Below are 11,984 nucleotides of genomic sequence, written 5' to 3' on the forward strand. Positions count from 1 at the left end.
ATGAGAAGAATCAGCATCCTAATGGCCCTTGCAATAGCAGGATGTCATCAGGAAAACAAGACATCACAACGAGAAGACACAGCCACAGCAACCAGCACAACTACATCCGGCTCAGCGACTTCGCCAGCCGTATTCGAAGGGGAAAAAGTACAGGAAGGGGTAAAGGTACTGTTCGATACAGTGATCGCTACCAAACAAACGGATGCCTTTATCAGGGCTAAGTATCCTTACAATACACCCGGCATTCCTTTCACACACAAAGATGAAGACATCACCGGTGATAGTACGACCACCCGTGTTTCAGTTTTCCACATTCCGGGGTATGATATTACCTACAAGTTCGAATTCAAAGAAGAGTTTGAAGGTGGTAGCAGCACCATTATGGTCAATAAAAAGCAGATCACCCGCATCATCGACGAAAGTGGCAGCACTGTAAATGATTGCGGATATTTCAGCTGGGGTGGATCACCAATGGAGACCTGCACCATCAATGGTCAGCAATATGTGATACTCTCCGGTACCAACGAATGGGCTTCCGGTATGTTCACCAATCTTGTGTATGGTATTCTTGTACCACTGGCGGAGAATAACACCACTGCTTATCTTGTATCAAGCTATGGCCAGTTGTCCTTCTATCCAAAAGGAGAGGCCGGTAGTACGAAGCTGACCTTTTTACAAGGTGGCCGCCTGGAAGAAGATGAGGAAGAAGACGAATTAGACAGCTTACGTATACAAATCGCACAGCTTGACATCCGTCAATAAAAACAGTAACTTTCTCATACAAATATTTATGTATGAGAAAGTTCCCGTTATTATTGCTCTTAGTAGTAGTTTTTAGCCTACAGGTCTCTTCACAAGGTCTTGACAATCTATACCGCCTTTCCAATGCCAAAACACGTAGTATCAGTCCTGAAAACCTGACAGGCGAGAAAGGTAAAGGAGGTATGGCATCGCCCTCCAAAAATGCACCCCCTAACACAGCCAATGCATCTGATGCTGCCCGCGATCTGGGTCAGGGCTGGAAAGTAAATCCCTTCATCATCATCAAACCCGGTCAGACATTTACACTGGCAGAAATCAGTGGTTCCGGTGCTATACAACATATCTGGATGACACCAACGGGTGTATGGCGCTACAGTATTCTGCGCATTTACTGGGACGATGAAAAATCGCCTTCCGTTGAATGCCCGGTAGGCGATTTCTTTGGTATGGCCTGGAATGAGTATGCACCATTAACTTCATTGCCCATCTGTGTAAATCCTGGCAGTGCTTTCAATAGTTACTGGCAGATGCCGTTCAGAAAGAAATGCCGCATCACCATGGAAAATATCAATACAGAGCAAATGACACTGTATTATCAGGTAGATTATGAACTGAGAGATGTTCCATCAGATGAAGGGTATTTCCATGCACAATTTCGCCGTGCAAATCCTGATACTACCGGAGATTATGTACTGGTAGATAATATACAGGGTAAGGGGCAATATGTAGGTACTTTCTTCGCGATTGGTGTGAATAACAATGGTTGGTGGGGAGAAGGTGAAATCAAGTTTTTCATGGATGGCGACAAACAATTCCCGACTATCTGTGGCACAGGTACAGAAGATTATTTCTGTGGTTCTTACAACTTTGACAGGAATGGTAAATACGTACCTTTCTGCACACCTTATAGTGGCCTGCACCAGGTGATCCGTCCGGACGGTGATTATCATACCCGTCAGCGATTTGGGATGTATCGCTGGCATATAGCAGATCCTGTCAGATTTGATAAAGATCTGCGTGTCACAATACAGGATCTGGGTTGGCGGAGTGGTGGCCGGTATTTAAAACAGCAGTCTGATATATCTTCGGTTGTATACTGGTATCAGACAGAGCCTCATCAACCCTTCCCCACATTGCCATCAAAAGATGCACTGGAAGTGAATTGAGCGGCACGGGTAAAATATGGCTATCATCAGTCATTATCATTGAATCCTTATAATCCTCTTTATAATATTTTTATTTCCTGACGACAATGTAGCAAGCAACCCAATAAAAATCATATGAAATAATAAATGTGTTTTCCGTGTAACTGACGGACAGGAGAAGTACTGCCATTTATCAAAGACCAAAATTTAATCGCCATGAGGGGACTCATTAAATCTGCGCCACTACTATTGTGGCTGCTAGGCTATTTATGCCTGTTGTCCAATGCACAAAACCCTGTCTTAGTAAAGGGGGTAATAAAAGATGATACCGGCACACCACTGATTGGAGCCAGTGTACAGGAAAAAGGCCTGCCGGCAAACGGTGCGCAAACAAATGTTGATGGCCACTTTCAGCTCACCCTGAAAGGTAATTCAAATACCCTGCTGGTTACATTTGTAGGGTACAAAAAAGAAGAAGTAAAAGTAGGAAAAGGTGACCTCAGCATTGTACTGAAACGCGAAAGCCAGTCAATGAATGATGTGGTAATCATCGGCTACCAGAGCGTGAAAAGACGAAACGTTACGGCTGCCGTATCCTCCATTTCCGGGAAGGAAATTCAGGATATTCCTGAAGCCAGTTTTGACCAGATGCTGCAGGGCAGACTAGCGGGTGTAAGCGTCTTATCAAGTACAGGTGAGATAGGGCAACGACCTGCCATCGTGATACGTGGCGCCACTAATGTGGATTACGGCAATGCGAATGGGGGCAACACCGGACCGCTGTATGTAATAGATGGTGTGATCTTCGATGTCAACACCATTGGTAGTTCTTACTCAGGTACCAACCCACTGAGCATGATCAATCCCAACGACATCGAATCTATCGACGTTTTGAAAGATGCTTCTGCTTCTGCTATCTATGGCGCCCGTGGGGGAAATGGCGTTATTATCGTGAAAACGAAACGCGCTAAGATGGGTAAGCCACAGGTGAATATAGGCGGTTATGTGGGCATGACTACCCGCCCTTCATTTAGAGAAGTAACGACCGGCGCCGCAGAGAGACGATTGAAAATGCAGTTGCTCAATGATAACCTGAGTTATCTGCTCACACAACAGAATACAATTCCCGTTCAATTGACAGATAGCCTGAATGTGGCTTTCAATAATGATGTAGACTGGCAGGGATTACTGATCCGTGATAATGCAATTGTGAATAGCGAAGATGTTTCAGTAGCCGGCTATTTAGGCTCTTCCAATTATCGCCTGTCCCTGAACCATTATAATGAACAGGGCATGCTCAAAGGTTTTTCAATAGACAGGATGGCCCCTTCTTTCAATATATCCACCAATCCCCTGAAGAATTTAGGGATCACTGCAAACATCCTTCTGAGCTCTGAACGCCGTAAGCATGGCACTGGCGGACAGGCTGGCCAGCTATTTAGCTCGTGGAACCTGCCTACCTCTTTTGCTCACCTTACAGATGAACAATATGCATTGTATACAGGACAGGTTAATCCGTATGATGATAACCGGATCTTTAGTTTCAATGGATCCATTGGTCTGACGGATACGATTGTGCGCAACCTGGTACTGCATAGCACATATGCTGCGAATAACTTTATGGATAAATGGGATTATTTTTCACCTGCTACGCTGAATGGATTACAGAATACTGCTTATTCCATTTACAGTAATAATCCTTCGTGGTCATTTGAAAATTACCTGGATTACGATCTGCATGTCAGGGACCATCATTTCAATGTAGTAGCAGGGGCTTCCGCATATGATTTCAAAAATTATTACAGCTATGCATCGGCTGCTGGTATAAATGTAACAGGTATTACTACCCTACAGACGGTGCCGGCAGGTACCAGCCTCTATGTGTCGACTACGAACCAGGAAAAGACAACTGTGTCTTACTACGGCCGTTTGTCTTATGATTATAAGAATCGTTACATCATTTCTGGTACGGTTCGTCGTGATGCCAGTTCTATTTATAGTCCGCAGTATCGCTGGGGTACTTTCCCATCTGTATCAGCAGGCTGGATCGCATCGGATGAACCATTCTTTGAGCCTGTTAAAAAAGTGGTGAGTTTTCTCAAATTCAGAGCCAGCTGGGGTATTACGGGAAATGATCCGGGTAGCTTTTATGCCAAGTACCAGGCACTATCTACCAATGCTTCTTACGTAGGTGGTACAACCGGTGTATTGTACAACTATGGAGCTTATACTACAGTAGGCGGCATTCCTTCTACCTACAATGGTACTACGGTCATATCACCTTATGGAAATACCGGCAATTACCTGAACAATGGAGTAAGTGCCAGTACCAGCGTAAGATGGGAAAAATATATTCAGCCTGATCTGGGTATAGATATCACGCTCTTAAATAACAGGATCAATCTGACCATGGACTGGTACCGCAAGGATGCGAAAGATAAATATTTCTACAACATCCCGGCACAGGCCACTACAGGTTATCAGTACTATTCCGGCAACTTTGTGGATGTGCGCAATGAAGGATTGGAAATAGGCATTAACACGAATAATCTTTCTCCCAGGTCAGCCTTCCAGTGGAGTACCAGTTTTAATATTTCCTTCAATAAAAACTATGTAACAAAGCTGCCTAACAACAACCGTGATTTCATGTTCGGCGAAACCTGGTTCCAGCAAACATTCACAGTGGGAGAACCTTTGTTCAATTACAAAGTATATAAGATAGACGGTTCCTTCGCCAACGATGCCAGTGTGCCTACCGATCCGATTACGGGCAGGAAACTCACTTATATGGGTACGACCCTGCATGGCGGCGATCCCCGCTATATCGACATGAATGGGGACTACAACATCGATTATGATGATAAGGTCATAGCAGGAAATCCGATGCCGAAGATAACCGGTGGATTTGGGAATACATTTACATACAAAGGTCTTAGTTTAAATATTTTCTGTTCCTTCCTCACTGGCAGAAAGATCTTCAATGGTTATCTCTCCGATGCATTGAATGGTAGTAAACTGTATCAATATTCCTGGGGCAGTAATGCCGGACCGGCAGCATTAACATCGCTATTGAATCAGTTCTGGATGCATGAAGGTGATCAGACAAAATATCCTACACTAGTAACCAATGTGAATAACGACCGGTATAATATTGCCAGTTCTTACTTCGTGGAAGATGGTAGTTTCCTGAAAATAAAGCAGGCTACGCTGAGTTATACCTTACCCCAATCAATCATTAAGCATATTAAAGTCAGAGGATTGAGTGTATATGGTATGGGTGAAAACCTGGTGACCTTCAAGAAAGCTGCCACCATACCAGATCCTGAGCTGGTAGATCCGACCACCGGCTCATCTAATATCGCTTATCCATCAGCGCTCAAATTTACCTTGGGTGTACGTGTTGAACTTTAAACAGCCAATACATGAAACTTACATATATCTTAACCGCCCTGATCCTGTGTAGCGCCTGTAATAAATTCCTGGACAAGGATCCACTGAGTATAGCTACGGACCAAACTACCTGGAAGTCAGAGGCCGATGCAAATGCCTCCGTCGCTGCCTGCTATTCCTTATTGCGCACAGCTTTTAATGCTTCTATACAATTTTATGTATATGGCGATCTGCCTACAGATGAATTCACGCCTGATTTTGTATATGGCGGCGATGGCAGTGCTTATATGAATGCTGCCAAAGTGAACTGGGGCGTGAGTGTGCCTGTAGCCAATACATACGATGTACGCCTGAAGTTACGGGTGTATACTAATTTTTATTCTGCTATAGCCCAGAGCAACCGTTGTCTGCACTTTATCAGGACAATGCCGGAGTCTGCATTTACAGGTAGCAGTCGTAACAAATACCTGGGAGAAGCTTATTTCACAAGGGCATTCACCTACTTTTATATGGCGCGTGTATGGGGCGATATACCATTGGATACGACTTTCTATGCCGATAATTCTGCGGCGCCACAATTGGCCAGAACACCACAGGCCGAAGTATTAACACAATGTATAGCAGATCTGGATCTGGCCAGACAATACCTGGATTGGAAAGATGCTTCCAGTACAGATAGAGTGGTGCGTGGAGACAAAGGTGCCGTATTCGCACTGTTAGCACATCTCTATGCCTGGAAAGGTGATTATGATAAATGTAATGCTGCCTGCGATAGCCTCATTGCTTCAGGTACTTATTCTTTATTGTCTGCGGCTTCTTACATGAATTTATACAAAGGGCAGTCAGACGAAAGTATCTTTGAAATCTCCAATAACAGTACTTCAGAATCTTTGCTGACATCATCCAGTATTACAGGTTACACTGTCTGTGCACCTTATTTGCAAGGGATCACACTACCACAATGGCAGTTTAACAATGCGACAATAGCAGGATTGTATTATGATGAAGGTGACACCCGGTATAAGCAGGCTTTTACCATTGTTTCGAGTGGCTCCGCAGATTTCTACAGTTGTATCAAATATGCACAGGTAGCATATGTCAATAATAACACATCTTATTCCATCGCTAAAAATAATCTCCTCATCTTCCGCCTGGCAGATATTAAACTCCTCAAAGCAGAAGCGTTGGCGGCCAAAGTCGCACCTGACGAAGCAGGGGCGCTCGCACAGGTGAACGAGATCAGAACAAGAGCAGGTATACCTGCCTATGGTAGCATCACTGGTGCTGCATTGCAGGACTCTATCGTAGCTGAACGGGGACGTGAACTGTTCCTGGAAGGGGCCCGCTTTTATGACTTTGTAAGGTTAGCCAGAAATACAGGACATATCAAATTCTCTTACATCAATGCCACAGAATTTGCGCAGGGTAAGTATTACTGGCCGCTGGAACCATCCCTGTTCCTGCTGAACAATAAGTTGACACAAACACCTTACTGGCAGGGAAAAATTCAATAACCACAAAAACAGCAACACATGAAATCATTATATATCACCTGTTGTATCTGCATATTGTTGGCCAGCGCCTGCAAGAAAGATAGCTACCTTACAGATGGCGGTGTACACAATGCAAACACCGGGTTATCCACATACGAGTATCTGGCACAGCATTCTGCTCATTATTTCGATACCACTATTTTACTCATCGATCACTTTGGTCTCAGGGATTCTGTGAATAAAGCAGGTACATTCTTCGCCTTTACTGATTACTCCATCAACCTGCTCATGAACAAAGAAGGCTATGCCAGCCTGGAGGACCTGTATAACAATACCACCGCTAAGATCATTACCCAATACCTGTTTACAGACAGTATCAGTTTGTACAATACGACGGCCAATGTGCAACAGGAACAAAACTGGGCGGGCGAAATTGCTCCCTGTGGTGTGAAGAAGCTGCTGGGTACCTATACGGTATATCTGACTAATAGCAGTGCCACCTATTCTTATTACTACCTGCAATATGTGAAAATAAATGGTGTACTGGATGGCTCAACCAACGCGCCGGAAGATGATCCGACAGATCTGGCTATCAGCTGCCAGACAACAGGCATCAAGACATCGACAGGTACTACACTGCATGTACTGGTAAATAATGCAACCATCAATAATATTCAGTAAGATGAAAATAACACGCATCCTATTATTATCAGTCGTATTGCTGAGTTGTGAAAAGATAGAGAAAGGCTTTCTGAGTGACAGTGTATACTACCTGGAGAATCCGTTTACAGTACAACAGGGCACGACTACCACCTCTTCTACACTTGTAGCAGATGGATCGACCAATCCCATACATGTAAAGCTGCTGTCAGTCAGAAATGCGTATACTGGCGAAAGCGCAGACAGTATGTTTCTTCGTCCGCAAACGATCACGATTTTCAAAGACGCTGTGACACAGTCAGATTCTACGCTGACTATGCTCAATGCCAAGATGCAGGATAGCACGGTGGCGCCGTTCAGCATCAACCCGATCGGTGGTCGCTTACAGTTCACCAGGGCCTCTTTATATTTGGATACAGGCCGGTATACCATAGATGTCAATGTATCCAACATAAAAGGGGAGAAGACGCTGAAGAATGCCTGTGACATTATTGTAACGCCATTGAGTTCTACTTATACTGTAGTGTATCGTCGTGTACAGACCACTCCTCCGGATAATGATGCAGACCGAACCACTGTACAGGAAAACGATACCTATCCGGTAGATATAAAGTATACACCATCAGATGTGAGTAAGGTGATTATAAAGTGGCTGGATAAGAATGGGAAACCGTTCAATCCATCGACAGATATGCAGCGACTGGCGCTGACTTATCCTACATTCCATGACTGGGATCCATATTATCCAGTGGTGACGACAGACTCTACGATGGAAATGGAATTTCCGAAACTGGGTATAGGCATGCCTTTGTTCACATCGCTGACAGTAGGGGGAACGGCCTGGACAGATGGGTCCTGTTTGTCCTATTACCGCATATTGCCAAAGGCGACAGATATCAACAAGACGCTTCGTCTTACGCATTCTATCAAGTTCCTGACAGATGGTATTTATGAAATTACATTTCACATTACAGTTGCAGCAAAGATCTGAAGAGATTGGCTTTATGCCAGTCTCTTCCTTCCCCATGCAATGAAAGCAGCAATGATCGCAACTGCAATATTGAACCCGATCACACTGGCTTCGCCACGGGCAATGTGGAAAACGGAGGCACACACCATGAGCAATACAATTCCACTGGCGGCATACATAGCCAGCAAGGGGATGAGTAATCCAATACCACCCAGCAGGTCGATGACACCCATAAAACGCACAAAACCTGGCGCTACCTGTCCAGTCCATGGGTACATAGCCGCCTGATGGTCAATAGGCATAAATAATTTCATGCAGCCGGAATAAATAAACAGTGCACTCACTAAGATCTGGAGGATCCAAAGGATGGAATTCAATACTTTCATTATTGCTTATGTTTAGTGAGGCAAACTTAAGCAGGTTAATTACCCGGAAAATTTTAGTTACTTACAGGTAAGTGGAGATTATCCGAGGGCCTTTTCCAATACGCCTTCCAATTGCTTTACGAGTTCTCCGAAGCTGGAAGGTTTGGTCATAAAATGGGCAGCCCCCAGGGCAGCAGTTTCAATACCGTCTTTTTCTCTCAGGGAGGTAGTAAATATCACGACAGGTATTTTTTCCAGTTGTTCATTTCGCTTGATAATTTCCAGGAACTGTTTGCCATTCATCTTTGGCATGTTCAGGTCGAGGAAGATCAGTTGCACATCGTTTGAATTATCTTTTAGTAATTTCAGTCCCTCCTCACCATCTGATGCAAAGTGACAAACAACGGCGCTATCTACGATAGACATCGCTTCACCAAATAGTTCCTGATCATCCCTATCATCATCCACCAGTAAAATAACCTTGTTCGTCATGTGCGCAAAAGTACCAATTATACAATAATAATATCCAATTAAGATGGATAGTCGGAGGGCTGTTGAAACATGAATTTATTTATTAATAGACAATCATTGGTAAATCAGGGTTATTTAGGCTTTCCAGCGCATAGATTCATCAATATTCTATGAAAAAAGCTTTTAGCCCTCATTTTATTGTTATCAATTGAAAGCCAGATATTAAGAAACTTTTTTCACTCCCTAACCCTTACCTGTATCACGTTTTACTATTTTTATTATCGACATATTATTATTTTCTTTAAATAATTATTTATAATTTTAACCTACTAAAAGAAAAACCGGATATCCCTATCCTAATGGACCGCTTTTTAATACGAAAAACCATAGCTCAGGGGCTCATTATATCATGCTGTATACTTTCCTTTGTATTTGCTAATGCTAACGCACAAGGCTTTGCTAAAACAAGTGCCTCGGGAGAAGTAACCAACGTCAATATAGTGTCTAACAATGAGAATACATCCTTTGCAAAACTGGGGGATGTAGTGACCCTATCTTTCATTGCCAGCAGTGACCTTGCTTCGCCCCATGTCACCATTGCGGGGCACAAGGTATCGCCTACTGCCGTGTCATATCTGCAATATACCGTTTCATGGACAATGACGGATACAGATACAGAAGGGGAGATATTATTCAATATTTCTTACATCAACGATGCCGGCGATACATTGAACGTCGTGACCGAGACGACGGACAATAGCAAGGTATATTTTGATATGACCCGGCCTACATCCGGTTTATTATCAACAGCAGCTAATCCGGTATCTGCGCCTTTTAGTGTAAGTATAAGTTTCAGTGAGGCGATCAGCACTTTTGATGTGAGTAAGATCATAGCTGTCAATGCTACATTGTCTGACTTTGATCGTGTACGTAATAACCTCATTACAGCAATTGTAACTCCGATACATGATGGTAAGTTGTCAGTTCAAATTCCTGATAGTACGGCCACAGACCAGGCAGGAAACCCCAATACGGCATCAGTAGTACTCACCAGAACTGCTGTATCCACAGGTATGTTTGATAAGATCTATCCCAATCCGGCAAGCAGCAATCTCACAGTAAAATATTTGCCGGCAGTGAATGAAAAAGCGGTGATTACATTAATGAGTTACAACGGAGTTACCGTATTTGAAAAAGAAATGGCACTGGATGGATTGACTGTAACTATTGATGTGAGCAATTTCCCTGCAGGTATGTACATGTTGTTTACAAAGTCAAAAGATTATAGTTTTTATACAAATGTAATGGTGGTCCACTAGTAATTATATTTTTCGCAATCCATTGCAATTTGCAGCTTAATCATAACCAAAATGACAAGCGCAAAATGACTGTTATTTTACATAGAAAAATTATCGATAAATCCAAATAATTACCTACTTTTACTATGTTATGTTAAACAGTTAGTTGCCCCCACTTTATGAGAATCTGAACCGTAGGCCTGCTGCTTAACATAAGAACTCAAAATACCCGGTAGAATGTAATATGACTACAACAGAATCTAAAATCAGCATTTAGTTAATCATTAGCCAAAGAGTCTCAATAGCCAATTTAATTCCCCTGGTATTGTTTCTTTTTTTCTTTGCTGTTCTACATGTAGAACAGGTAAATATTATGTACTGATTAAATTGTGCCTGTGTCGATACCCGGAAGGGTATTGAATCGTGTCTTTATCGATACCTGAAAAGGTATTGCCTGTGACGATGCCATAGAAGTCATTTACTTTAATGAAACCAGAGAAGGTATGCCCAAGAAAAGTATGTCCACCGTATACTCATGAAATGTTATGAAAAATGAAGAAGCTGCTTATTGAAATCATTGCGTCATTACTCGTCATATTGTTTTTGTACACCGGATTAACCAAACTAATTGAGCATGCCACTTTCAGGCACCAGCTGAGTATTTCACCCTGGTCGCTGCTCGCAGCCTGGTCTGGTGTAGTATCCTGGGCACTGCCAATAGGAGAAGTATTGCTCGCAGCAATGTTACTGATCACTGCATTTCGCATGACGGCTTTCATTGCAAGCGCCATCCTCTTTGCCGGATTCCTGGTTTACCTGGGCATCCTGCTGAGTCGTGGTGCAAACTTACCCTGTACCTGCGGGGGAATCATCAGCAGTATGAGCTGGAATGCACATGTGTGGTTTGATGCCGCATGTTTATTACTGTGCATTGCCGGCATTTACCTGGTGCATAATACATATCGAATATTAAATCAGCATTAATACTAACAGCACAACAAATGTATCTGAAGCGCAACAACTAATTAAATCACATACGCCAAACTTTAACATCGTTAACTAAGAAACCAAAGCAATGAAACACATCCGTCTTACTGCACTAGCGGCAGTATTAACCATTGTAACCATTAGTGCCACACAGGCTGCTAAATCTTTCCGGTCTCTCGTCTATTGGTATGACCCATACACGTATGAATATCTGGGAGCGACTTTCGATAAAGATAATCCGCCAACAGGTTGTAAAGGAAACGGAGCCCTGTGTGCCTACGGGTATTCATCTCCCAATCCTACTACAACTTCCATAGCCCGTGCCTTCAAAGAGTGACGATAAGCCTGATCAAGGCTGTCTCGCCTGCAACAAAGAGGGTGTATTATAAAAATTAGATACACCCTCTTTTAATTTGGATACCTGATGGTGCCGGATTCCATTT

Annotated in this window: 11 protein-coding genes; 9 read left to right on the forward strand and 2 right to left on the reverse strand. The window is 43.2% G+C overall.

Annotated features, from left to right (window positions below):
- The 6 genes from SIO70_RS10330 to SIO70_RS10355 all read left to right on the forward strand — a co-directional run bounded on the left by SIO70_RS10330 (window position 1) and on the right by SIO70_RS10355 (window position 8,441).
- The gene (locus SIO70_RS10330) at window positions 1–762 is read left to right on the forward strand and encodes a hypothetical protein (protein WP_320580788.1); all 762 of its coding nucleotides are present in this window, start codon (window positions 1–3) and stop codon (window positions 760–762) included.
- 32 nt (window positions 763–794) lie between these two features.
- The gene (locus SIO70_RS10335; RefSeq protein ID WP_320580789.1) at window positions 795–1,928 is read left to right on the forward strand and encodes a glycoside hydrolase family 172 protein; all 1,134 of its coding nucleotides are present in this window, start codon (window positions 795–797) and stop codon (window positions 1,926–1,928) included.
- Window positions 1,929–2,123: 195 nt separating this feature from the next.
- Entirely contained in the window at window positions 2,124–5,318 is a 3,195-nt protein-coding gene (locus tag SIO70_RS10340; protein WP_320580790.1) for a SusC/RagA family TonB-linked outer membrane protein, read from the forward strand.
- 11 nt (window positions 5,319–5,329) lie between these two features.
- Complete coding sequence (locus tag SIO70_RS10345) at window positions 5,330–6,811, forward strand: RagB/SusD family nutrient uptake outer membrane protein (RefSeq protein WP_320580791.1); 1,482 nt, start codon at window positions 5,330–5,332, stop codon at window positions 6,809–6,811.
- 18 nt (window positions 6,812–6,829) lie between these two features.
- Window positions 6,830–7,471 (forward strand): hypothetical protein, encoded by a 642-nt coding sequence (locus SIO70_RS10350; protein ID WP_320580792.1) that lies wholly within the window; start codon window positions 6,830–6,832, stop codon window positions 7,469–7,471.
- A 1-nt stretch (window position 7,472) separates the two neighbouring features.
- Entirely contained in the window at window positions 7,473–8,441 is a 969-nt protein-coding gene (locus SIO70_RS10355) for a hypothetical protein (RefSeq protein ID WP_320580793.1), read from the forward strand.
- 11 nt (window positions 8,442–8,452) lie between these two features.
- Here the strand turns inward: SIO70_RS10355 and SIO70_RS10360 are convergent, their stop codons facing one another.
- Together SIO70_RS10360 and SIO70_RS10365 are read right to left on the reverse strand one after the other, a co-directional pair.
- A complete protein-coding gene (locus tag SIO70_RS10360; RefSeq protein ID WP_320580794.1) occupies window positions 8,453–8,806 on the reverse strand; it encodes a DoxX family protein in 354 nt (117 codons plus the stop codon).
- A 78-nt stretch (window positions 8,807–8,884) separates the two neighbouring features.
- Window positions 8,885–9,277, reverse strand: a complete 393-nt coding sequence (locus tag SIO70_RS10365; RefSeq protein ID WP_320580795.1) for a response regulator — start codon at window positions 9,275–9,277, stop codon at window positions 8,885–8,887.
- A gap of 338 nt (window positions 9,278–9,615) precedes the next feature.
- Between SIO70_RS10365 and SIO70_RS10370 the strand changes: the two genes are divergently transcribed.
- The 3 genes from SIO70_RS10370 (at window position 9,616) to SIO70_RS10380 (ending at window position 11,878) form a co-directional block, all read left to right on the forward strand.
- Window positions 9,616–10,575 (forward strand): Ig-like domain-containing protein, encoded by a 960-nt coding sequence (locus SIO70_RS10370; RefSeq protein ID WP_320580796.1) that lies wholly within the window; start codon window positions 9,616–9,618, stop codon window positions 10,573–10,575.
- 531 nt (window positions 10,576–11,106) lie between these two features.
- On the forward strand, window positions 11,107–11,538 hold the full coding sequence (locus SIO70_RS10375) for a MauE/DoxX family redox-associated membrane protein (RefSeq protein WP_320580797.1): 432 nt from the start codon (window positions 11,107–11,109) through the stop codon (window positions 11,536–11,538).
- 91 nt (window positions 11,539–11,629) lie between these two features.
- Window positions 11,630–11,878: a hypothetical protein gene (locus SIO70_RS10380; RefSeq protein WP_320580798.1), complete on the forward strand. Its 249-nt coding sequence runs from the start codon at window positions 11,630–11,632 to the stop codon at window positions 11,876–11,878.
- Window positions 11,879–11,984 lie beyond the last annotated feature (106 nt).

The organism is Chitinophaga sancti, assembly GCF_034087045.1.
Taxonomy (GTDB): domain Bacteria; phylum Bacteroidota; class Bacteroidia; order Chitinophagales; family Chitinophagaceae; genus Chitinophaga; species Chitinophaga sancti_B.

Bases quoted from the DNA above. Each gene is read 5' to 3' on its own strand.
- SIO70_RS10330 (WP_320580788.1), top strand. From the start codon at position 1: ATGAGAAGAATCAGCATCCTAATGGCCCTTGCAATAGCAGGATGTCAT.
- SIO70_RS10335 (WP_320580789.1), top strand. From the start codon at position 795: ATGAGAAAGTTCCCGTTATTATTGCTCTTAGTAGTAGTTTTTAGCCTA.
- SIO70_RS10340 (WP_320580790.1), top strand. From the start codon at position 2,124: ATGAGGGGACTCATTAAATCTGCGCCACTACTATTGTGGCTGCTAGGC.
- SIO70_RS10345 (WP_320580791.1), top strand. From the start codon at position 5,330: ATGAAACTTACATATATCTTAACCGCCCTGATCCTGTGTAGCGCCTGT.
- SIO70_RS10350 (WP_320580792.1), top strand. From the start codon at position 6,830: ATGAAATCATTATATATCACCTGTTGTATCTGCATATTGTTGGCCAGC.
- SIO70_RS10355 (WP_320580793.1), top strand. From the start codon at position 7,473: ATGAAAATAACACGCATCCTATTATTATCAGTCGTATTGCTGAGTTGT.
- SIO70_RS10360 (WP_320580794.1), bottom strand. From the start codon at position 8,806: ATGAAAGTATTGAATTCCATCCTTTGGATCCTCCAGATCTTAGTGAGT.
- SIO70_RS10365 (WP_320580795.1), bottom strand. From the start codon at position 9,277: ATGACGAACAAGGTTATTTTACTGGTGGATGATGATAGGGATGATCAG.
- SIO70_RS10370 (WP_320580796.1), top strand. From the start codon at position 9,616: ATGGACCGCTTTTTAATACGAAAAACCATAGCTCAGGGGCTCATTATA.
- SIO70_RS10375 (WP_320580797.1), top strand. From the start codon at position 11,107: ATGAAGAAGCTGCTTATTGAAATCATTGCGTCATTACTCGTCATATTG.
- SIO70_RS10380 (WP_320580798.1), top strand. From the start codon at position 11,630: ATGAAACACATCCGTCTTACTGCACTAGCGGCAGTATTAACCATTGTA.